This window comes from Bradyrhizobium sp. LTSP857, from assembly GCF_000938285.1.
Lineage (GTDB): Bacteria > Pseudomonadota > Alphaproteobacteria > Rhizobiales > Xanthobacteraceae > Bradyrhizobium.
Genome location: NZ_JYMS01000026.1, coordinates 609,958 through 632,639, shown reverse-complemented (window position 1 = coordinate 632,639; position 22,682 = coordinate 609,958). Strand labels below are relative to the sequence as shown.

Annotated in this window: 17 protein-coding genes and 2 pseudogenes; 12 read left to right on the top strand and 7 right to left on the bottom strand. The window is 64.9% G+C overall.

Annotated elements, in window-relative coordinates; translation table 11 throughout:
- Positions 1-10 precede the first annotated feature (10 nt).
- The 3 genes from UP06_RS17105 to UP06_RS17095 are packed head-to-tail and all read left to right on the top strand — an operon-like array spanning position 11 to position 3,827.
- The gene (locus UP06_RS17105) at positions 11-2,092 is read left to right on the top strand and encodes a M3 family metallopeptidase (RefSeq protein ID WP_045004053.1); all 2,082 of its coding nucleotides are present in this window, start codon (positions 11-13) and stop codon (positions 2,090-2,092) included.
- On the top strand, positions 2,092-2,730 hold the full coding sequence (locus UP06_RS17100; RefSeq protein WP_045004052.1) for a DUF1007 family protein: 639 nt from the start codon (positions 2,092-2,094) through the stop codon (positions 2,728-2,730). The genes UP06_RS17105 and UP06_RS17100 overlap by 1 nt, the downstream gene beginning before the upstream one ends.
- Positions 2,727-3,827, top strand: a complete 1,101-nt coding sequence (locus UP06_RS17095) for a nickel/cobalt transporter (protein ID WP_197087281.1) — start codon at positions 2,727-2,729, stop codon at positions 3,825-3,827. Before UP06_RS17100 ends, UP06_RS17095 begins: the two co-directional genes overlap by 4 nt.
- A 113-nt stretch (positions 3,828-3,940) precedes the next feature.
- Here the strand turns inward: UP06_RS17095 and UP06_RS17090 are convergent, their stop codons facing one another.
- Positions 3,941-4,339 (bottom strand): MAPEG family protein, encoded by a 399-nt coding sequence (locus tag UP06_RS17090; protein WP_045004049.1) that lies wholly within the window; start codon positions 4,337-4,339, stop codon positions 3,941-3,943.
- A gap of 80 nt (positions 4,340-4,419) precedes the next feature.
- Between UP06_RS17090 and hemH the strand changes: the two genes are divergently transcribed.
- From hemH to UP06_RS17070, 4 genes are all read left to right on the top strand, one after another.
- Complete coding sequence (gene hemH, locus UP06_RS17085; protein WP_045004047.1) at positions 4,420-5,457, top strand: ferrochelatase; 1,038 nt, start codon at positions 4,420-4,422, stop codon at positions 5,455-5,457.
- 10 nt (positions 5,458-5,467) lie between these two features.
- Complete coding sequence (locus tag UP06_RS17080) at positions 5,468-6,433, top strand: ABC transporter substrate-binding protein (protein WP_045004045.1); 966 nt, start codon at positions 5,468-5,470, stop codon at positions 6,431-6,433.
- A gap of 228 nt (positions 6,434-6,661) precedes the next feature.
- Positions 6,662-7,657 carry an SPFH domain-containing protein gene (locus UP06_RS17075; RefSeq protein ID WP_045004044.1) on the top strand — a complete coding sequence of 332 codons (996 nt, stop codon included), beginning with the start codon at positions 6,662-6,664 and terminating at the stop codon, positions 7,655-7,657.
- A gap of 22 nt (positions 7,658-7,679) precedes the next feature.
- Entirely contained in the window at positions 7,680-8,123 is a 444-nt protein-coding gene (locus UP06_RS17070; RefSeq protein WP_045004043.1) for an NfeD family protein, read from the top strand.
- 45 nt (positions 8,124-8,168) lie between these two features.
- Here the strand turns inward: UP06_RS17070 and UP06_RS17065 are convergent, their stop codons facing one another.
- The gene (locus UP06_RS17065) at positions 8,169-8,495 is read right to left on the bottom strand and encodes a winged helix-turn-helix transcriptional regulator (protein WP_045004041.1); all 327 of its coding nucleotides are present in this window, start codon (positions 8,493-8,495) and stop codon (positions 8,169-8,171) included.
- Positions 8,496-8,565: 70 nt separating this feature from the next.
- Here UP06_RS17065 and UP06_RS17060 point away from each other — a divergent pair, with 70 nt between their 5' ends.
- On the top strand, positions 8,566-9,117 hold the full coding sequence (locus UP06_RS17060) for a carboxymuconolactone decarboxylase family protein (RefSeq protein ID WP_045004039.1): 552 nt from the start codon (positions 8,566-8,568) through the stop codon (positions 9,115-9,117).
- Between the two features lie 13 nt (positions 9,118-9,130).
- On the opposite strand, the gene UP06_RS17055 is transcribed toward UP06_RS17060, so the two are convergent.
- Entirely contained in the window at positions 9,131-10,138 is a 1,008-nt protein-coding gene (locus UP06_RS17055) for a KpsF/GutQ family sugar-phosphate isomerase (RefSeq protein ID WP_045004037.1), read from the bottom strand.
- A 286-nt stretch (positions 10,139-10,424) separates the two neighbouring features.
- Between UP06_RS17055 and UP06_RS17050 the strand changes: the two genes are divergently transcribed.
- The gene (locus tag UP06_RS17050) at positions 10,425-12,167 is read left to right on the top strand and encodes an outer membrane beta-barrel protein (RefSeq protein WP_045004035.1); all 1,743 of its coding nucleotides are present in this window, start codon (positions 10,425-10,427) and stop codon (positions 12,165-12,167) included.
- 139 nt (positions 12,168-12,306) lie between these two features.
- Here UP06_RS17050 and UP06_RS17045 read toward each other — a convergent pair whose 3' ends face one another.
- Positions 12,307-13,758, bottom strand: a complete 1,452-nt coding sequence (locus tag UP06_RS17045; RefSeq protein WP_045004033.1) for a glutamate synthase subunit beta — start codon at positions 13,756-13,758, stop codon at positions 12,307-12,309.
- 143 nt (positions 13,759-13,901) lie between these two features.
- Positions 13,902-18,635 carry a glutamate synthase large subunit gene (gltB, locus tag UP06_RS17040; protein ID WP_045004031.1) on the bottom strand — a complete coding sequence of 1,578 codons (4,734 nt, stop codon included), beginning with the start codon at positions 18,633-18,635 and terminating at the stop codon, positions 13,902-13,904.
- Positions 18,636-19,123: 488 nt separating this feature from the next.
- Between gltB and UP06_RS42110 the strand changes: the two are divergent.
- Together UP06_RS42110 and UP06_RS42105 are read left to right on the top strand one after the other, a co-directional pair.
- Positions 19,124-19,611: pseudogene (locus UP06_RS42110) on the top strand (hypothetical protein); the annotation flags it as partial.
- A 1-nt stretch (position 19,612) separates the two neighbouring features.
- A pseudogene (locus UP06_RS42105) lies at positions 19,613-19,874 on the top strand (hypothetical protein); the annotation flags it as partial.
- A gap of 265 nt (positions 19,875-20,139) precedes the next feature.
- Here UP06_RS42105 and UP06_RS17030 read toward each other — a convergent pair.
- Together UP06_RS17030 and UP06_RS17025 are read right to left on the bottom strand one after the other, a co-directional pair.
- Positions 20,140-20,910 (bottom strand): alpha/beta fold hydrolase, encoded by a 771-nt coding sequence (locus UP06_RS17030; RefSeq protein ID WP_045004029.1) that lies wholly within the window; start codon positions 20,908-20,910, stop codon positions 20,140-20,142.
- 155 nt (positions 20,911-21,065) lie between these two features.
- On the bottom strand, positions 21,066-21,527 hold the full coding sequence (locus UP06_RS17025) for an Hsp20 family protein (protein WP_045004256.1): 462 nt from the start codon (positions 21,525-21,527) through the stop codon (positions 21,066-21,068).
- A gap of 207 nt (positions 21,528-21,734) precedes the next feature.
- Between UP06_RS17025 and UP06_RS17020 the strand changes: the two genes are divergently transcribed.
- Entirely contained in the window at positions 21,735-22,682 is a 948-nt protein-coding gene (locus tag UP06_RS17020; RefSeq protein ID WP_045004027.1) for an alpha/beta fold hydrolase, read from the top strand.

The window sequence follows — 22,682 nt, the reverse complement described above, 5'->3', positions numbered from 1 at the left end:
GGGACTTGTGATGTCAGAACCCCGCCAAACTACGGACTCCGAGACCAACCCGCTGCTGAAGGCCTGGGTGACGCCGTTTGCGACCCCGCCCTTCGACGAGATCACGCCGGAGCACTTCTTGCCGGCCTTCGAGCAGGCCTTCGCCGACCATTCCGGCGAGATCGCGGCCATCACCAATGATCCGGCTGCGCCCGACTTCGCCAACACCATCACGGCGCTCGAGCGTTCCGGCAAACTCCTGAACAAGGTCGCGTCCGTCTTCTACGACCTGGTCTCGGCGCATTCCAACCCGGCCATCCTGGAGATCGACAAGGACGTCTCCCTGCGGATGGCGCGGCACTGGAATCCTATCACGATGAACGCCGTGCTGTTTGGCCGCATCGCCCAGCTGCACGAGAATCGCGCCAATCTCGGCCTCGACCCCGAGCAGCTCCGCCTGCTGGAGCGTACCTACACCCGCTTCCACCGCTCCGGCGCCGGCCTCTCCGAACAGGCCAAGACGCGCATGGCGGAGATCAACGAGAAACTCGCCCAGCTCGGCACCGGCTTCAGCCATCATCTGCTCGGCGACGAGCAGGACTGGTTCATGGAGCTCGGCGAGGCCGACCGTCAGGGCCTGCCCGAGAGTTTCGTCGCTGCCGCCAAGGCTGCGGCAGAAGAGCGCGGTATGGCCGGCAAGGCCATCGTGACACTGTCGCGCTCCTCGACCGAGCCGTTCCTGAAGAGCTCGGCCCGGCGCGACCTGCGCGAGAAGGTCTACAAGGCTTTCACCGCGCGCGGCGACAACGGCAATGGCAACGACAACAACACGACCATCGTCGAGATCCTGAAGCTGCGGGAGGAGAGCGCCCAGCTGCTGGGCTATCCGACCTTCGCCGCCTACCGGCTCGAGGATTCCATGGCCAAGACGCCGGATGCCGTGCGCGGCCTCTTGGAGCGGGTCTGGAAGCCGGCCCGCGCCCGGGCGCTGTCCGATCGCGACGAGATGCAGACGCTGATCACGGCCGAGGGCGGCAATTTCAAGCTGGCGCCCTGGGACTGGCGCTTCTACGCCGAAAAGCTTCGCCTCCAGCGCGCCAATTTCGACGATTCAGCGATCAAGCCGTATTTGACGCTCGACCACATGATCGCCGCCGCCTTCGACTGCGCCACGCGCCTGTTCGGCATCACCTTCGCGGAGCGCAAGGATGTCCCGGCCTGGCACCCCGACGTCCGCGTTTGGGAAGTGAAAGGTCCGGACGGCAAGCACAAGGCGCTGTTCTACGGCGACTACTATGCCCGGTCGTCAAAGCGCTCCGGCGCCTGGATGACCTCGCTGCGCGACCAGCAGAAGCTCGACGGCGAGGTCGCGCCCTTGATCATCAATGTCTGCAACTTCGCCAAGGGCGCCGACGGCGAGCCCTCGCTGCTGTCGCCCGACGATGCCCGCACGTTGTTCCACGAATTCGGCCACGGCCTGCACGGCATGCTCTCCAACGTGACCTATCCGTCGCTGTCGGGCACCTCCGTGTTCACCGACTTCGTCGAGCTGCCCTCCCAGCTCTACGAGCATTGGCAGGAGCGGCCCGAGGTGCTCCAGCAGTTCGCCCGCCATTACCAGACCGGCGAGCCCTTGCCCGATGACCTCTTGCAACGCTTCCTCGCGGCGCGAAAATTCAACCAGGGTTTTGCCACCGTCGAGTTCGTCTCGTCGGCGCTGATCGACCTCGAATTCCACACCCAGCCGGCAGCGGCCGCGCGGGATGTGCGCGCCTTCGAGAAGAGGGAGCTGGAGAAGATCGGCATGCCCGAGGAGATCGCGCTGCGCCACCGGCCCACGCAATTTGGCCACATCTTCTCCGGCGACCATTATGCCGCCGGCTATTACAGCTACATGTGGTCGGAGGTGATGGACGCCGACGCCTTCGGTGCGTTCGAGGAGGCCGGCAACATCTTCGATCCGGCGGTCGCAAAGCGCCTGCACGACGACATCTATTCCAGCGGCGGATCGGTCGATCCGGAAGCCGCCTACGAGGCCTTCCGCGGCCGACCGCCGGAGCCCGACGCGCTGCTCCGCCGCCGCGGCCTGCTCGACGCCGCCAAGGCGGCCTGATGGGCATGCGCGCCCTTTTCGGGCTGCTGCTTGCGGCCGCGCTCACGTTCGCAGCGGGTGCGGCGAGCGCGCATCCGCATGTCTGGATCACCGCGACCAGCGAGCTGCTCTATGCGGAGGACGGCAGCATCACCGGCGTGCGCCACGCCTGGACCTTCGACGACATGTTCTCGGCCTATGCGGTGCAGGGGCTCGAGGCCAAGAAGAAGGGGGCCTATACGCGCGAGGAGCTGGGGCCGCTGGCGCAGACCAATGTCGAGTCGCTGAAGGAATATGCCTACTTCACCTTTGCGCGAGCCGACGGCAAGAAGGAGCGCTTTAACGAGCCGGTCGACTATTATCTCGACTACAAGGATGCGGTGCTGACCCTGCACTTCACCTTGCCGCTGAAGACCCCGCTCAAGCCGAAGCAACTGATGCTGGAAGTATTCGACCGCTCCTTCTTCATCGACTTCCAGATGGCCAAGGACAATCCGGTCAAGCTGGTCGGCGCGCCCGCTGGCTGCCAGATGAAGCTGGAGCGCCCGAGCGACGGCACCGCGACGGCGCAGAAGCTCAACGAGCAGACCTTCATGGATGGCCCGAACGCCAATTTCGGCATGATGTTCGCCAACAAGATCACGGTGGATTGCCCTTGAAGCCGCAACTCTCCCCGTTCGCGCGCGGGTTGTTCGCCTGCGCTGCTGTTGTTCTCGTCGTGGGCGTGGCCGATGCCGCGCTTAACGATCTCCTGGCGCAAAATCCGTTCGGCGCGCCGCGGCCGGCGCAGGCTGCCGAGCCCGAGGCCAGCGGCCTCATTGGCTGGCTCTTGGCAAAGCAGTCGGAATTCTATCGCCAGATGTCGTCGACCATCCGCGCGGCGAAGACCGACGGCTCGGCGGTGTGGACGCTGCTCTTCATCTCTTTTGCCTATGGCATCTTCCATGCCGCAGGCCCCGGCCACGGCAAGGCGGTGATTGCCTCCTATCTCGTCGCCAACCGCGAGACCGCACGGCGCGGCATCGCGCTGTCGTTTGCCTCGGCGCTGATGCAGTCGCTGGTCGCGATCCTCATCGTCGGCATCTCGGCCTGGGTGCTGAACGCGACCGCGAAGACCATGTGCAAGGCGGAAGGCGCGATCGAGATCGCGAGCTATGGCCTGATCGCGCTGTTCGGCCTGCGGCTGGTCTGGGTCAAGGGCGGCGCCTTCATCCGCGCGCTCCAGGCGACCCAGCCGGTGCCGGCGATCGCGGGCGTGCCGCATGACCATGATCACGGCCATCACCATCATCATGATGCGCATCATGGCCACGATCACGGCCACGACCACAGTCACGCCCACCACGCGCATGACCACGTCCATGATGAGCATTGCGGCCATTCCCACGGGCCCATGCCGAGCGAGCTTGCCGGCCCCGGCGGCTGGCGGCGCGGATTTGCCGCGATCCTCACTGTCGGCATCCGTCCGTGCTCGGGCGCGATCCTGGTGCTGGTGTTTGCGCTCGCGCAGGGCCTGTTCTGGGCCGGCATTGCCGCGACCTTCCTGATGGGGCTTGGCACCGCGATTACGGTTGCGGCCATCGCCGTCATCGCCGTCTCCGCCAAGGACATCGCCGGCCGCCTCAGCGCGGGCCGCGACGGCGGCGGCGCGCTGTTCATGCGTGGCATCGAGTTCGGTGCCGCTGGCCTGGTGCTGCTGTTCGGCGCGGGCCTCTTGTTAGGCTACATCGCGGCCGAGCGGACGACCTGTTTTTGAGGTGAGCCCTTGTAGCCCGGATGGAGCGCAGCGTAATCCGGGGCCGCTGCGTCCGCGGATGAGACGGTCCCCGGATTACGCTTCGCTCCATCCGGGCTACAACTCACCGAGCCTCACACCGGCAGAAACCGCTTCAACAGCGGCATGAAGAAAATCCCGAGATTGAGCGCAAAGCCGATGCTCCAGAGGATGGAGCGCAGCGTCGGGCGATTGCCGAGATAGGTCAGCACATAGGCGATCCGCACGATCAGGAACAGCACGGCGAGCTCGTCGATCAGCCGCTGCGGTGAATCCCTGAATTCGGCAAGCAGCACCGCGAAGGCGAAGAACGGAAAGGTCTCGATGCCGTTCTGGTGCGCGCCGAGCGCGCGTTGCGCGATGGCTTCCTCATAGAAGGCGGGGTCGCGCGGCCGGGAATTGTCGAAGCCGCGAAACCTGATCCATTTGATCGAGGCGATCGTCAAGAGATAGAGCAGCAGCGCCCCGAATACGCACCATTCCGCCAGCGTCATGGTTCCTCCCCCTCCGCGCCGACCCTAGCGAAACCGGCCCAATCTTGACAAGTTCGGAGCAACGCGCGACGCAACGAGCCATGACGACGATTGTCCCCATCCAGACCGCGAAACCGGCCGCCCAGTCCGGCCAGCCGCGCGTCGGCGTACTACTGGTCAATCTCGGCACGCCCGATACCGCCGACGCCCCGGGCGTGCGGGTCTATTTGAAGGAATTTCTGTCGGACCCCCGCGTCATCGAGGACCAGGGCCTGATCTGGCAGCTGGTGCTGAACGGCATCATCCTGCGCAGCCGTCCCCGCACCAAGGCGCTCGACTATCAAAAGATCTGGAACACCGAGAAGAACGAGTCGCCGCTGAAAACCATCACGCGGTCGCAAAGCGACAAGCTGGGAGCCGCGCTGTCGGACCGCGACCACGTCGTGGTGGATTGGGCGATGCGCTACGGCAATCCTTCGATCAAGTCGGGCATCGACGCGCTGATCGCCGGGGGATGCGAACGCATCCTCGCCGTACCGCTTTATCCGCAATATTCCGCCCCGACTTCGGCCACCGTCTGTGACGAAGTGTTTCGCGTGCTCGCCCGCCTGCGCAACCAGCCGACGTTGCGGGTGACGCCGCCTTATTATGAGGACGAGGCCTATATCGAGGCGCTCGCCGTCTCGATCGAGGCGCATCTCGCGACGCTGCCGTTCACACCGGAGCTGATCGTCGCCTCCTTCCACGGCATGCCGAAATCCTATGTCGACCAGGGCGATCCCTATCAGGGCCACTGCATCGCCACCACCGAGGCGCTGCGCCGTCGGCTCGGAATGGATGCGACAAAGCTGTTGCTGACGTTCCAGTCGCGCTTCGGCAATGACGAGTGGCTCCAGCCCTACACCGACAAGACGATGGAGCGCCTGGCCAAGGAAGGCGTGCGCCGCATCGCGGTGGTGACGCCGGGCTTTTCGGCCGATTGCCTGGAGACGCTGGAGGAGATCGCGCAGGAGAACGCCGAGATCTTCAAGCATAATGGCGGCGAGCAGTTTTCCGCGATCCCCTGCCTTAATGACAGCGATCCCGGCATGGACGTGATCCGCACCCTGGTGCTGCGCGAGCTTCAGGGCTGGATCTGATGGGTGCCCGATGAATCGCCGCGAACTCCTGGCGCTTCTTGGGACGATCACGGCGCTGCCGCGCTCGGCCCTAGCGCAGCAGTCGAACGCGACGCGCCGGCTCGGCGTGCTCTCGGTCACCGCCGATGAGGTGATCTCGCAGACCCGCCTGGCCGAGGCGCTCGCCGCCCATGGCTGGAAAGAGCGAGACAATCTGAAGGTCGACTGGCGCAGCGGCGCCGGCGACCGCGCGCCCCTCGCCCGGCTTGCCGATGAGCTGATCGCGCTCAAGCCAGACATTTTGCTCGCGATCGGCACGCCGTCGGTCGACGAATTGTGCCAGCGCACCGCGACGATTCCGATCGTGTTCGCCGTCATCACCGATCCCGTCAGCCAGGGTTTTGTCAAAAACCTTGCGCATCCCGGCGGCAACATCACCGGCTTCACTGATTATGACGGCCCGCTCGCCGGCAAATGGCTGGAGATGCTGACGCAGATCACGCCGCCCGTCCGCCGCGTCTTCGTCGTCTACAATCCTGCCACCGCGCCGTTCGCCCCCCTCATGCTGCGCACGATCGAGGACGCCGCGCGGACGCTTGGCGTGACGGTCGAGCCCGCGCCGGTGCACGATGCCGCCTCGATCGCGGCGCTGGCCTCGCGAAAAGATGGCGGCCTGCTGGTGCTGCCGGACTTTTTCACCATGGCCAATCGCGCGCATCTGCTGGCGGCCATCCATGAGGCGCGCCTGCCGGCGATGTTCTGGAGCCGCACCTTCGTCGACGAGGGCGGCCTGATGTCCTACAGCACCGACACCGCCGAGCAGCTGCGCCGCGCCGCGTCCTACATCGATCGCATCCTGAGGGGCGCGCAGGCCGCCGACCTCCCGGTCCAGAACCCCACCAAGTTCGAGCTCGCAATCAACCTGAAGACAGCCAAAGCGATTGGCGTCACGATTCCCGCAAGCCTGCTCGCAACCGCGAACGACGTCATCGAATAGGGCCGTCCGTATCGGGCGGCATGACTGGATGTGTTAATTTTTGCCGGTAGGTTTGCGCCGGCATGCTTTCAAGAGCCGTTCGCAAATACATAATCGTGACCGTTCCTTGCCGTAGCTCTTGTGCGGAATCGAGCAAATGCCGACGTTACGCGCGACCGCTGAACCGGTAGGGTCGCGATCCCGACCAATGACAGCGCGGGAAGGGTCTTTTCCCGCCTTGGAGGACATATGAGCGGTTTCGATATTTTCGCGATTGTGCTGGTGTTGCTCGTCATCATCACGCTGTTCGCCGGCGTGAAGACGGTGCCGCAGGGGTTTGACTGGACCATCGAGCGGTTCGGAAAATACACCCGCACGCTGGCGCCGGGACTGAACCTGATCGTTCCCTATTTCGATCGGGTCGGGCGCAAGATGAACATGATGGAGCAGGTGATCAACATTCCCGAGCAGGAGGTGATCACCAAGGACAACGCGACCGTGACAGTCGACGGCGTCGCCTTCTTTCAGGTGTTCGACGCCGCCAAGGCGAGCTACGAGGTCTCCAATCTCACCCAGGCGATCATCGTGCTGACCATGACCAACATCCGTTCGGTGATGGGCTCCATGGACCTCGACCAGGTGCTGTCGCATCGCGACGAGATCAACGAGCGGCTGCTGCGCGTGGTCGATGCCGCGGTCTCGCCCTGGGGTCTCAAGGTCAACCGGATCGAGATCAAGGACATCGTGCCGCCCGCCGACCTGGTCGAGGCGATGGGCCGGCAGATGAAGGCCGAGCGCGTCAAGCGCGCCGACATTCTCCAGGCCGAAGGCCAGCGCCAGTCGGAAATCCTGCGTGCCGAGGGCGCCAAGCAGGGCCAGATCCTCCAGGCCGAAGGCCGCAAGGAAGCTGCGTTCCGCGACGCCGAGGCCCGCGAACGTTCCGCGGAGGCCGAGGCCAAGGCGACCCAGATGGTCAGCGAGGCCATCGCCAAGGGCGATGTGGCCGCGCTGAACTACTTCATCGCCGACAAATACATCAAGGCGTTCGGCCAGTTCGCGGACTCGCCGAACCAGAAGATCATCATGCTGCCGATCGAGGCCGTGAGCTTGCTGGGCTCGCTCGCCGGCATCGGCGAGATCGCCAAGGCGACGTTCGGTGAAAGTGCTGCGTCCGCGGTTGCCGCGGCGCGCCGCGGCTCGGTGCCGCCGGTCAGCGGCACGCCGCCGACGGTACCGCCGCAGTGAGGTTCTTCAAAGAGGTGGTGTCATGACCGACATGTTCGTATCGCTCGGCACCTGGAACTGGCTGATCTTCGGCTTCATCCTGATGGCGCTGGAGGTGCTGGCGCCGGGCGTGTTCCTGTTCTGGCTCGGGCTCGCGGCGCTGTTGGTCGGCCTGATCTCGTTCGCTGTTGTCATATCGTGGCAGATCCAGCTCGTGATGTTCGCGGTGTTCGCCGCGGCAGCCGTGCCGGTGTGGCGCCGGCTCGCGCGGGGACGGACGGACTCAAGCACGAGCCCGTTTCTCAACAAGCGCACCGAGGCGCTGCTGGGCCGCGAGTTCACGCTGGAGAAGCCGATCATCGACGGCAACGGCACCGTGCGCATCGGCGACACAGTGTGGCGCGTCGCGGGGCCGGATACGCCGGCGGGGACGCGGGTGAAGGTAGTGCAAGTGGACGGCGCGAATCTGACGGTGGCTGCGGCGTAGTCTTTTCCTTCACCCTCCCTGGAGGGGGAGGGTAAGAGGGGCCGCTCACTTCTTCCACCTCTCCGCAAACCGGTGCAGCGGCATGAACGTTTCGCACAGCTCTCGCCCCAACGGCGTCAGCCCGTAGCCTCCACCCTCACCCAGCTCCACAAACCCCGCCTCGCGCAACTCCGTCAGCCGCGCTTGCAGCACCGTCGGTGAGGCCTCGTCGCAGGCCGTGCGTAGCGCGCGGGAAGTGAGGGGCGTGTCGCGTAACTCCCACAGGATGCGCAGAGTCCAGCGTTGGCCGAGCAGGTCGAGCAACGCCATGATCGGCCGTCCCGTGCGCGAGCCGCGGACGCTGCGGTTTTTGGAGCCGGCCCGTTTTGCCATCGAAACCTCTTGCGCGTTGCTACAGAAAATGTAGCATATCGCTACGATAATTGTAGCAACGGAGGCAGCCGTGTCCCAGCCCGCGTCGCGCATCGCGCCGCTCAAGCCGCCTTATCCTCCGGAGATCCAGGCGCAGTTCGATCGCATCATGCATGGCGCGCCGCCGCTGGTGCTGTTCCGGGTGATGGCGGGTCACACGCGCGCCTGGGACAAGTTTCGCGCCGGCGGCCTGCTCGATCCCGGGCCGCTGTCCTTGCGCGCGCGAGAGATCGTCATCGACCGCACCTGCGCGCTGAACAAATGCGAGTACGAATGGGGCGTGCATGTCGCGATTTTTGGCGGGCCGGCGAAACTCACCGAGGAGGAGGTTCTTGCCACCGTGCAGGGCGATGCGTCCTCGCCTTGCTGGTCACCGGCCGAGCAGGCGCTGATCGCGGCCGTCGACGCGCTGCATCACCGCGCGACGTTTGACGATGCCGAGTTCGCCGCGCTGTCAGCGCATTACGACGAGGCGCAAGTTCTGGAGATCATGCTGCTGTGCGGGTTCTATCGCACGGTGTCGTATCTGGCGAATGGGCTGAGATTGCCGCTCGAGGAAAAGGCGGCGCGATTTCCGCAATGACGAGGGGCGTGCCTTACGCCACGCCCGCCCGCAGCAAATCGTGCAGATGTACGATGCCGACGACCTTGTCCGACTCGGTCACGACCAGCGTCGTGATTTTCCGCGTGTTCAGCACCTCGATCATCTCGGTCGCGAGCATCGAGGGCGGCACGGTCTTGGGCTGTTTTGTCATGATGTCATCAACCGACGCCGTCAGAAGATCAGGCCTCATGTGGCGGCGCAGATCGCCGTCGGTGATGATGCCGACAGCCTCGTTCGCCTCATTGACGATGCAGACGCAGCCGAGGCCCTTGGCCGACATCTCCATCACCGCGTCCGACATCTTGGTGCCGAGCGGCTTGACCGGAATCTCCGCGCCGGTGCGCATGTAGTCGCGGACGAATTTCAGCATCGCCCCTAACTTGCCGCCGGGGTGGAAATGCGCGAATTCCAGCGCCGTGAAGCCGCGGCCTTCCAGAAGCGCAATCGCGATGGCGTCGCCGATCGCCGCCTGCATCAGGGTCGAGGTGGTCGGCGCCAGATTGTGCGGGCAGGCTTCGCGCGCCTTGGGCAGCTCGATCACGATGTCGGCGGCTTGCCCGAGCGAGGACGCCGCGTTCGATGTGACCGCGATCATCGGGATCGCGAACCGCGCCGAATAGTTCACCAGGGTCTTCATCTCCGGCTGCTCGCCGGACCAGGACAGCGCCATGATGACGTCGTCGGTCGTGATCATGCCGAGATCGCCATGGGCGGCTTCAGCGGTGTGAACGAAGAAGGCCGGCGTGCCGGTCGAGGCCAATGTCGCCGCGATCTTGCGCGCCATGTGGCCGGACTTGCCGAGCCCGGTGACGATGACGCGGCCCTTGGCCTGCCGGATCAGGTCGACCGCCTTGGCAAACGCCTCGCCCAGCGGACCGCGCAAGGCGGCTGCGAGCGCATTGATGCCACCGCTCTCCGTCTCCAGCGTGCGGAGCGCGGATTCGACGCTGGTAGGGGTGGGGCCGGATGATTGGGTCATCAGCGGTTTCGAACTCGGCATGCATCTATCCAGGGAGGTGGGCAATCGCCCGATTAGGCCTCCTTAGCACGCCGAGGCCGATGAGGCGACGCAGAGCATGATCCGGAAAAGTGGGCACCGGTTTTCCGGAAAGATCATGCTCAAACAAAGAGATGAGGAGGGATGGCGTTTCGAAGAAACGGCAACCCGCCCCCCAAACCCTCAACGGGTCATTAACCATAATTGTTTTAACTCCATTAACGATGGTTCCCGCCTGTTCGTGGGAGCTCATCGACGAAGTGTCTGATTTCGTTGGAGTTGTTCCATCGTGGGGTCGCCTCCAGGCAGGGGCCGGAGCCGTCGCGCGTACGCCTTTCGCGCCGCTTTGCCATGCCTGCTGCTGATGGCCCTGGAAAGTGGCCCAGCGGCCGCCCAGAGCCTCACGCCCGACCTGTTCAATCCCAACCGCGGCGGCTTTGCCGCGCCGGACACGCTGCCGACGCGCCGCACGGCCGGCGTGCCGCAGGCGCCGTCGGATGCGATCCCGGCGCCGCCGGATCCCAATGTCGATCCGCGCAAGAGCCGCGAGACGCCGGCGCCGTCGCGCATCGGCCAGGTCCCGACCTACGGCCTGCCCGCCGCCAACGGCGCGAGCAGCTCCGGTTATGACTCGCTCAACCGCAAGCGCCAGCAGCCAAAGCTCTATCCCGGCCAGCCAAAGCCGAAGCGACCCGTCGGGCCCGGTTCACCGGTGCCGCCCGCGACGCCGGACACGAGCCTCGGCCCGCCACGCATCGCGCCGCCACCGTCGGAGACCGCGCACAAGACACCGGTGCCGCCGGCGATGGCCGGCACCGTTCCCGGCCAGCCCTTGCGCCGCCGCCTCAAGGCCGACGACGATGCATTCGGCGCGGTCGGCGACTATGCCGGCAGCTTCCTGATCAAGGGTGGTCTCGAGCTCTCCACCGGCTACGACACCAATCCGGCGCGTCTGCAAAAGCCGATCGGCTCGCCGGTCTATGTGGTCGCGCCCGATCTCCTCGTGATGTCCGACTGGGAGCGCCACGCGCTGGTCGCCGACTTACGCGGCTCGTTCTCGGGCTACACCAACAACATGCCGGCGACGATCGACGGCTTCGCCTCGCCGTCGCCGGTCGAGATCAACCGTCCCGATTTCACCGGCCATGTCGACGGCCGCTTCGATGTCGATCGCGATCTCAAATTGACCTCGCAATTCCGGCTGCGGCTCGCGACCGACAATCCCGGCAGCCCGAACGTGCAGGCCGGCCTCCAGAAATATCCGATCTACGCCACCTATGGCGGTACCTTCGGCTTCGACCAGACCTTCAATCGCTTCCAGGTCGCGGCTGGCGCCACCATCGATCGCACGGCCTATACGGACTCCAAGCTCACCGACGGCTCGACCTTCAGCAATGACGATCGCGACTTCAACCAGTATGGCGGCGTCGGGCGCTTCTCCTACGAGCTCAAGCCCGGCCTGAAGCCGTTCGTCGAGATCGAGGGCGACAACCGCGTCCACGACCAGGCCGCCGACCGCAACGGCTATCTGCGCGATTCATCCGGCGGCTATGCCAAGGTCGGCTCGTCCTTTGAATTCTCGCGCATCCTCACCGGCGAAATCTCGGTCGGCTATTCCGCGCGCAATTATGTCGACCCGCGGCTGAGCCAGCTCGCGGGCTTCCTGACCTCGGGCTCGCTGATCTGGAATGCGAGCGGCCTGACCACGGTAAAATTCTCCACCGACACGCAGATCGCGGAGACCACGATCCCCGGCTCCTCCGGCGTGCTGGTGCACACCTATGCCGCCGAGGTCGACCACGACTTCCGCCGCTGGCTCACCGCGATCGGCAAGTTCACCTACGGCACCTACGACTACCAGGACCAGAATCGCAACGACAAGACCTACTCGATCGAAGGCAACCTGATCTACAAGCTCAACCGCAACCTCTGGATCAAGGGCACGCTGCGGCATGACATTCTGGATTCGAACCAGGCGGGATCAAGCTCGCAGGGGACGGTGGTGATGCTGGGCGTGAGGTTGCAGAACTAATTCCGCCGTCATGCCCCGCGAAGGCGGGGCATCCAGTACGCCGCGGCCTATCCGTATACGTTTGACGTCTCTGGAATACTGGATCGCCCGCCTTCGCGGGCGATGACACCTTCCGTAAATCTGGCGGCAGCGCGAGCGACTACCGCGGCAGATCCGTCTTCCCCATCAGGAACGTATCGATCGACCGCGCACACAACCGGCCCTCACGGATCGCCCACACCACCAGCGATTGTCCGCGGCGCATGTCGCCGGCCGCAAACACGTTCGGGCGCGAGGTCTGGTAGTCGAGCAGGTTGGCCTTGACGTTGCCGCGCGGGTCGAGGTCGACCGAGAGCAGCTTCAACATGCCCTCGTGCACGGGGTGCACAAAACCCATCGCGAGCAGGATCAGCTCGGCATCGAGCTCGAACTCGGTGCCGGCAATCGGCTTGAATTTGTCGTCGACGCGGACGCAGTGCAGCTTCTTGACCTTGCCGTTCTCGCCGGAAAACTTCTGCGTCAGCACCGCGTATTCGCGGACCGCGCCTTCGGCCTGGCTCGACGAGGTGCGCATCTTCAGCGGCCAGTTCGGCCAGGTCAGGCCCTTGTTCTCGTGCTCGGGCGGAGCGGGCATGATCTCGAGCTGGGTCACCGACAGCGCGCCCTGGCGCAGCGAGGTGCCGATGCAGTCGCTTCCAGTGTCGCCGCCGCCGATCACGACGACATGCTTGCCGCTGGCCAGAATCTCGGTGACGCCGTTCAGCGGCTCCTCTGAGACGCGGCGGTTCTGCTGCGGCAGGAAGTCCATCGCATAGTGGATACCGTCGAGGTCGCGGCCGGGGATCGGCAGGTCGCGCGGGGCTTCCGCGCCGCCGGTCAGCGCCACGGAATCGTATTCGTTGAGCAGCTCGCGCGGGTCGACATTGCCGTCAGCGCCGACATGGCTGTTGTAGTGGAAGGTGACGCCTTCGCCTTCCATCTGTGTGATGCGGCGGTCGATGACGCCCTTTTCCATCTTGAAGTCGGGAATACCGTAACGCAGCAGGCCGCCGGCCTTGGCGTACTTCTCGAACAGATGCACATCGTGGCCGGCGCGCGCGAGCTGCTGCGCGCAAGCCATGCCGGCTGGCCCTGCGCCGATCACCGCGACCTTCTTGCCGGTCTTGACGGAAGCGACTTCAGGCTTGAGCCAGCCATTGTCCCAGGCGCGGTCGACGATCGCGCATTCGATGGTCTTGATGGTGACCGGGTTGTCGTCGATGTTGAGCGTGCACGATGCCTCGCACGGCGCCGGACAAATGCGCCCGGTGAATTCCGGGAAATTGTTGGTCGAGTGCAGATTGCGCGACGCCTCTTCCCAATTGCCCTGATAGACAAGGTCGTTGAAATCGGGGATCTGGTTGTTGACCGGGCAGCCGGGCGTGCCGGGCGCGACCGAGCCGGTGCCGTGGCAATAGGGAATGCCGCAGTTCATGCAGCGCGCGGCCTGGTCGCGCGTTTCCTTCTCGGTCAAGGGAACGACGAACTCGTTGTAATGCTTCACGCGCTCGGCGACCGGGGTGTACTTGCGGTCGTGCCGTTCGATTTCGAGAAAACCCGTGATCTTGCCCATTAAACCCGAAGTCCCTGCCGCTTAAATCCGTTCTGTTTCTTCCTTGTCGTCATTGCGAGGAGCGTGAGCTTCGAAGCAATCCAGTGTATCCGAGGAGAAAGTCTGGATTGCTTCGTTTCGCTCGCAATGACGGGGTGTGATGTCTACGCCCCGATCGCGATTTTCGGCTCGGCGTCCGCGTTGGCTGCCATTTCGCGTAGCGCGCGCCGGTACTCGACCGGCATCACCTTGCGGAATTTGGGCAGCCAGTCCTTCCAGTTGGCAAGGATGTCGGCGGCGCGCTTGGAGCCGGTCGCCTTGGCATGGCGCGTGATCAGGACGTGCAAGCGTTCGACGTCGGAATCGAGCAGGTTCTTGAACACGTCGACCCGGCCATGCGCCTCGAGGTCACCGCTGTGATGATAGGTGCCGGCGTTGATGAGCTCTTCCGACAGCACCGGCTCGAGATCGACCATCGCCATGTTGCAGAGCTTGTCGAAGTCGCCGCTCTCGTCGAGCACATAGGCGATGCCGCCGGACATGCCGGCCGCAAAGTTGCGCCCGGTCTTGCCGAGCACGACGACGATGCCGCCGGTCATGTATTCGCAGCAATGATCGCCCGCGCCCTCGACCACGGCGACCGCGCCGGAGTTGCGCACGGCAAAGCGTTCACCGGCGACACCGCGGAAGTAGCACTCGCCATCGGTCGCGCCGTACATCACGGTGTTGCCGACGATGATGCTCTCTTCCGGCACGATGGCGCTGTTCCTGGGCGGCTTGACGATGATCTTGCCGCCCGAGAGGCCCTTGCCGACATAGTCGTTGGCTTCGCCCTCGAGCTCGAAGGTGACGCCATGTGCGAGCCAGGCGCCGAAAGCCTGGCCGGCGGTGCCCTTGAGGCTGACCTGGATGGTGTCATGCGGCAGGCCGGCATTGCCGTAGATCTTGGCGATCGCGCCCGACAGCATCGCGCCGGCGGAACGGTTGGTGCTGTTGATCCCGGCCTCGATCTTCACCGGCGCGCCGCGGTCGAGCGCGGGCGTTGCCTTCTCGATCAGGGTGCGATCGAGCACGGCTTCCAGATGATGGTTCTGGCGCTCCGAGTGATAGATCTTCTGGCCCTTCTCTTCCTTCTGCTTGACGAACAGTTTCGAGAAGTCGAGCCCCTTGGCCTTCCAATGCGCGACCAGCCTGGTCTGGTCGAGCAGTTGGACCTGGCCAATCATCTCGTTGAAGGTGCGGTAGCCGAGCGAAGCCATGATCTCGCGCACTTCTTCAGCGACAAAGAAGAAGTAGTTGATCACGTGTTCGGGCTGGCCGGTAAAGCGCTTGCGCAGGACCGGATCCTGCGTCGCGACGCCGACCGGGCAGGTGTTGAGGTGGCACTTGCGCATCATGATGCAGCCGGCCGCGATCAGCGGCGCGGTCGCGAAGCCGAACTCGTCGGCGCCGAGCAGCGCGCCGATCACGACGTCACGTCCGGTGCGGAAGCCGCCGTCGACCTGGACCACGATACGGCTGCGCAGCCGCTCGCGCACCAGCGTCTGGTGAGTTTCGGCGAGGCCGATCTCCCAAGGTGAGCCGGCATGCTTGATCGAGGTCAGCGGCGAAGCGCCGGTGCCGCCCTCGAAGCCCGCAATCGTAACGTGGTCGGCGCGCGCCTTGGCAACGCCCGCGGCCACCGTGCCGACGCCGATTTCGGAGACGAGCTTGACCGAGACGTCGCCCGCCGGGTTGACGTTCTTGAGGTCGTAGATGAGCTGCGCCAGATCCTCAATCGAGTAGATGTCGTGGTGCGGTGGCGGCGAGATCAGGCCGACGCCCGGCGTCGAGTGCCGGACCTTGGCGATGATCGCGTCGACCTTGTGGCCGGGCAACTGGCCGCCTTCGCCGGGCTTGGCGCCCTGCGCCATCTTGATCTGCATCATGTCGGAGTTGACGAGATACTCCGTGGTGACGCCGAAGCGGCCGGAGGCGACCTGCTTGATCGCCGAGCGCATGCTGTCGCCGTTCGGCAGCGGCTTGAAGCGGTCGGATTCCTCGCCGCCTTCACCGGTGTTCGACTTGCCGCCGATCCGGTTCATGGCGATCGCGAGCGTGGTGTGCGCCTCGCGCGAGATCGAGCCGAAACTCATCGCGCCCGTGGCGAAACGCTTGACGATGTCCTTGGCCGGCTCGACCTGGTCGAGCGGCACCGGCTTGCGCTTGTCTTCCTCCGCGGTCTTGATCCGGAACAGGCCGCGCAGCGTCAAGAGCCGCTCCGACTGCTCGTTGAGGATTTTTGCGAAAGCCCGATAGCGTTCCAGCGAGTTGCCGCGCGCGGCGTGCTGAAGCAGGCCCACCGACTCGGCGGTCCAGGCATGGTCCTCACCGCGGCTGCGATAGGCATATTCGCCGCCGACATCGAGCGACGTCTTGTAGACCAGCGCCTCGCCGAACGCGTCGGCATGACGGCGCACGGCCTCTTCCGCGATCTCGGCGAGACCCACGCCCTCGACGCGGGTATGCGTGCCGGCAAAGAACTTTCCGACGAATTCCGCCTTGAGGCCGATGGCGTCAAAGATCTGCGCGCCGCAATAGGACTGGTAGGTCGAGATGCCCATCTTGGACATCACCTTGAGCAGGCCCTTGCCGATCGACTTGATGTAGCGCTTGACGATCTCGTAGTCGTCGAGCGAGCCGGGCAGGCGGTCCTTCATCGCGATGATGGTCTCGAACGCCAGGTATGGATTGATCGCTTCGGCGCCGTAGCCAGCAAGGCAGGCGAAATGATGCACTTCGCGCGGCTCGCCGGATTCGACGACGAGGCCGACCGAGGTGCGAAGACCCGTGCGGATCAGATGATGATGTACGGCGGCGCAGGCGAGCAGCGACGGAATCGGCACGCGATCGGTGCCGACCATGCGGTCGGACAGGATGATGATATTGACGCCTTCGCGCACGGCGCTCTCAGCGCGCGCGCAGAGCTCGTCGAGCACCTGGTCCATGCCGGCCGCGCCGAGGCCGGCGTGGAAGGTTGTGTCCAGCGTGCGCGACTTGAAGTGCGACTCGGCCACTTCCGAGATCGAGCGGATCTTCTCGAGGTCCGCATCGGTCAGGATCGGCTGCCGCGCTTCGAGGCGCTTGGTGGTGGCGAGGCCTTGCAGGTCGAACAGGTTCGGCCGCGGTCCGATGATCGAGACCAGGCTCATCACCAGCTCCTCGCGGATCGGGTCGATCGGCGGGTTGGTGACCTGCGCAAAGTTCTGCTTGAAGTAGGTGAACAGCGGCTTGGCCTTGTCCGACAGCGCCGAGATCGGCGTGTCGTTGCCCATCGAGCCGGCGGCCTCCTCGCCGATGGCCGCCATCGGCGTCATCAGGATGGCGATGTCTTCCTGGCTGTAGCCGAACGCCTGCTGGCGATCGAGCAGCGACAGGTTGGAGCGCACGCCGGTGGTCGGAACCTTCGGCAGCTCTTCCAGCACGATCTGGGTCCGCTCCAGCCACTCCTTGTACGGATGGCTCTTGGCGAGATCGGCCTTGATCTCGTCGTCGGGGATCAGGCGGCCCTGCTCGAGGTCGACCAGCAGCATCTTGCCGGGCTGAAGCCGCCACTTGGTGATGATCTGGTCCTCGGGGATCGTCAGCACGCCCATCTCGGACGCCATCACGATGCGGTCGTCCTTGGTGACGAGATAGCGCGCCGGCCGCAAGCCGTTGCGGTCGAGCGTGGCGCCGATCTTGCGGCCGTCGGTGAAGGCGATCGCGGCGGGGCCGTCCCACGGCTCCATCAGGGCTGCGTGATATTCGTAGAAGGCGCGGCGCGTTTCATCCATCAAGGGATTGCCGGCCCACGCCTCTGGAATCATCATCATGACAGCGTGCGGCAACGAGTAGCCGCCCTGCACCAGGAATTCGAGCGCGTTGTCGAAGCAGGCGGTGTCCGACTGGCCTTCGTAGGAGATCGGCCAGAGCCGGTTGATATCCTTGCCATAGAGCTCGGAGCTCACCGAGGCCTGGCGTGCCGCCATCCAGTTGGTGTTGCCGCGCAGCGTGTTGATCTCGCCGTTATGCGCGATCATCCGGTAGGGATGCGCCAGCGACCAGGCCGGGAAGGTGTTGGTGGAGAAGCGCTGATGCACCAGCGCCAGCGCGCTCTCGAAGTCCTTCTCGTGCAGATCGGGATAGTACTTGCCGAGCTGATCGGCGAGGAACATGCCCTTGTAGATCACGGTGCGGCAAGACATCGAGCAGGGGTAATAGCCCGCAAGCCCGCGGTCGCGACGCTGGTAGATCGCCTGCGAGATCGACTTGCGCAGGATGTAGAGCCGGCGCTCGAAATCGTCCTCGGTCTTGGCGGTGCCGTTGCGGCCGATGAACACCTGCATGCAGGCGGGCTCGGTCGGCTTCACGGTGACGCCGAGCGAGGAATTGTCGGTCGGCACGTCGCGCCAGCCGAGCAGGGTCAGACCCTCTTCCTTGATCTGGTCGGCGATGATGCTCTTGATGACGTTACGCCAGGCGGTGTCGCGCGGCATGAACAGCGCGCCGATGGCGTATTCGCCCGGCTGAGGCAGCGCGAAGCCAAGCTCCTTGGCCTTGCGGCTGAAGAAGGCGTGCGGGATCTGCACCAGGATGCCGGCGCCGTCGCCGGCGCGCGGGTCGGCCCCGACAGCGCCGCGATGCTCGAGGTTGCAGAGGATGCTGAGCGCGTCCGAGACGATCTCGTGCGACTTCTTGCCCTTGATGTTGGCGATGAAGCCGACGCCGCAGGAATCTTTTTCCAGGCTCGGATCGTAGAGGCCAACGGTGGGCGGGCGCGAATTGTGTTCCTGAATCGGATCGGTCGTTTTCGAGGCGACCGTCGCCGACAGCTCTTCTGCCACGATGTTTGCGCGCTCGAATTGCGACCCGTTCATGTCCTCGTCCTCTCCATGCGGCAAGCTGCCTCGCCGCTATCTTCGGCGCACCTTGGGCGTTCCGCGGCACCCGCTTTTGGGCCACCGCTCGTCCGCTGCGAGCCGCATTTTCTTAAATTCAGGCCAAGGCGCTCTACGTCCCCGAGAACGGCTCTACCTGTTGCCTTCTTGGCGCTCGAAAGCACCGACTTCGTTGCAATCCCTATGCCGGAACCGCAAGCAAAATTGAGACAGTCTTCCTGTCCTAACAATCACCTTGCCAAATTTTTGTCTATCACACAAGCGCGCGCAAGTCCCGATTCCCAACGAGTCAATCAGCGCTTTCCGCATGGCGAGCGGCCGCGGTTTTGAAGCAAACGCGCCCTGATCCGGCCCCGCCGACGCCGGAATCCCCAATGAAGCTTCACCTCAGCCCTTCGAAAGGAGCGCCACGCCGCAAGAAGCGAAAGAGCGCAAGCAATTCGGGGCCTGACAGGAGCGTTTCGACCATGAAGTTTTTCACAGGATGTGTGGCCGCCGCCGCGCTGGCGCTGGTGGCAACGGCCGCTGAGGCGCAAGTGCTGGCGAACGGAGCGGCGCGAGGGGCCCAAGGGCCCTATGTTGCGGTCTCGGATTTCGATGGGCCATACGGGCCGCCCGAAGTGGCCCCGCCGCCGCGTTATAGCTATGGCTACGATGAGCGCGGCCCGGCACCGTCGCTGCTGCCGGCAACCGAGGTCTACGCCGTGTTGCGCGACAACGGCTTCTCTCCGCTTGGCATCCCGCGCCTGCGCGGCGCCGTCCACACCATCGCGGTGATCGACCGCCGCGGCGATGACGGGCGGCTGGTGATCGACGCCCGCGACGGACGGATTTTGCGGTTCTTGCCGGCCGCTGACGCCTATGGCATGGCGCCGGCCTATGAGGAGCGCGCCGTTGCGCCTTACGGCCCGCAAAGCGCGCTGCCGCCGCCGACCGCCATCCGCGGCGGGCCGCCNCCCGCCCGCCTCGATCCCGCATGTCGCCAGCCGCGCTGTGCCACTGCCCAAGGCCGCTCCGCCGCGCGGCGAGGCGCCGGTGGCGGCTGCCAAGCCGGCAGCACAGGAGCCGCAGGCTCAGCCCGCGCAGCAGACAGCCGCCGTGCAGCCCAAGCCCGCCGAGGCGGTGCCACAAGCTCCAGCATCGACGATAGGCCAGGCCAAGCCCGCGGCGACGATCCTGCCCACGCAGGACATGCCGGCCGCGCAGGGGTTGGATTAGGCGCGCGCTTACGCGCGGTGTCTGTTCGATCGCAAGCTGCGTACTGCAATCACGGTGTCGTCCCGGCGAAGGCCGGGACCCATACCGCGAGGTGTATCGATAGTGGGCGGTGGGAGTACCGAACGACGGGTCTTCGCCAAACTCCTCCCTGGGGATATGGGTCCCGGCCTTCGCCGGGACGACGTTCGGGAGAGAGCCGGGCAAAACAACAAAACAAAAGGCGCCCGAAAATTCCGGGCGCCTTTTGCGTCAAGGCAATCGCTACTTAGCTGTGCCCGTACCCCGCCGCCTCCAGGATCAAATTCGCCACCTCCTTCGGGTGCGAGACCAGCGAGAGGTGGCCGGCATCGAGCTCGATCGTGGTGGCGTTCATGCGCTTGGCGAGGAAGCGCTCGAAATCCGGGTTGATCGTGCCGTCGTTCTTCGACACTGCGTACCAGCTCGGCTTCGAATGCCAGGCGGCCTCAGTGGTGCGGCCGGCGAAGATCGACGCTGCGGTCGGCCATTGCACGGCATAGAGCTCCTTGGCCTGCTCGGGCTTCACACCATTGGCGAAATACTTCAGGAACGCGTCTTCCGAGAGCTTGGTGTAACCGTCGCGCTCGACGATGCCGGCGCGCACCGGGCCGGTCGGAAATTGCTTCGAGAGCGCGACAAAATCCTCGTTCGCATCGGGGGCGCGGGCGGCGATGTAGACGAGCCCGGAGACCTTCGGATCGGTGCCGACCTGGCTGATCACGGTACCGCCCCAGGAATGCGCGACCAGCACGGTCGGGCCGTCCTGCTCAGCCAGCGCGCGCTTGGTCGCCTCGACGGACTCCGCAAGCGACGACAGCGGGTTCTGCACGGCGGTGACGTGCAATCCGGCGGCCTGGAGGATCGGGATGACTTCCGACCAGCTCGAGCCGTCAGCCCAGGCGCCGTGCACCAGCACGACGTTCTTGGCCTTCACGGTCTGCGGGGTCTGGGCGTGAGCGAGGCTGATGGGAGCCGCCAACAGGCTCGCGGCGACGAAAAGGCTGCGCCAAAGTGTCATGATCGTTCTCCGTCCTTGTTTTTGGGTTCGATACCCAAAGGACGGAACGTGGGGCGGCGTCGTTACGTGTGTTCACTGCTCTGTGATGCAGTGCAACACAAAAAACGCCCCGGGGCACCGGGGCGTTTTCGCAACCTGGAAGTGGCGTGCGCGGTTTAGGCGGCGGCCGAGTTCTCGATCACCTGCGCGCCTTGCGCGCCGGTGTTGATCGCGATCTGGCGCGGCTTCTTGGCTTCGGGAATCTCGCGCACGAGGTCGACGTGAAGCAGGCCGTTCTCAAGCGAGGCGTTCTTCACCAGCACGAAATCCGCTAGCTGGAAGGCGCGCTCGAAGGCACGCGCGGCGATGCCGCGGTAGAGCACTTCGGCTTTGCTGTTCTCGTTGGCGACTTTCTCGCCCTTGATCGTCAGCGTGTTTTCCTTCGCGACGATGGAGAGCTCATCCTTGGCGAAGCCGGAGACCGCAACGGTGATGCGGTAGGCGTTCTCGCCGGTACGCTCGATGTTGTAGGGGGGATAACCGGGGCTGCCGTCCGAGCTCGTCTGGTCGAGCAGGTTGAAGAGACGGTCGAAGCCGACGGTGGAACGATAGAAGGGCGTCAGATCATAGGTACGCATGGTCAAGTCCTCCATTGAGCGACTGTTGGATAACCCGCCCGCCAATCGGGCCGGGCTTTCGTCTGCGTGCAGCCTGATGTTCCGGTTCCGAAACACTGGTAGCGGCCTGCACCAAAGTGATATGGGTTTTGGGAAACTGCGTTCAAGAGGGCCGTATTGGCGCCTTTTCGGCGCTCCCCCGCCCCTTGATTTTAGCATTTCCCACCCATGACGCTGGTCTCGATTCCGTCCAATCCCGTTCCCGAAGACGTCGTCAGCGGCACCATCAAGACGCCTGATGGCGCCGAGCTTCGCTTTGCGCGCTGGGCGCCGCCGGCGGGCCGCAAGGGGACGGTCTGCGTCTTTACCGGACGCAGCGAATCGATCGAGAAATATTTCGAGACCGTGCGCGACCTGCGCGACCGCGGTTTTGCGGTGGCGATGATCGACTGGCGCGGGCAGGGGCATTCCTCGCGGCGGCTGCGCGATCCGCGCAAGGGCTACGTGCGCGACTTCGCCGACTTCGAGATCGACGTCGAGACCTTCGTGCAGCAGGTGGTGCTGCCAGATTGCCCGCCGCCCTTCTTCGCGCTCGCCCATTCCATGGGCGGCGCGGTGATGCTGCGGGTGGCGCATGCGGGCAAGCGCTGGTTCGATCGCATGGTGCTGTCGGCGCCGATGATCGACCTGCCCGGCCGCGCCACCTCGTTTCCGGTACGGGCGCTGCTCAAGACGATGCGCCTGACGGGGCAGGGCGGCAGCTACGTCCCCGGCGGCAGCGATCGCCTCACCGGGCTCGATCCCTTCATCAACAATCACCTCACCAGCGACCCCGTGCGCTACGCGCGCAATGCCGCGATCCTGGAGGAGGATCCGACGCTCGGGCTGGCGTCACCGACGGTCGCCTGGGCCGATACGGCGTTCAGGGCGATGAAGACCTTCAAGGGCATGAGCTATCCGTCCGAAATCCGCCAGCCGATCCTGATGCTGGCGGCGTCCAACGACACCGTGGTCTCGACTGCGGCGATCGAGGAGTTCGCTTATCATCTGCGGGCCGGCTCCCACCTCGTCATCGCCGGCTCGAAACACGAGATCCTCCAGGAGCAGGACCGCTACCGCTTGCAATTCTGGGCCGCCTTCGATGCGTTCGTGCCGGGCACGCCGCTGTTCGGGTGA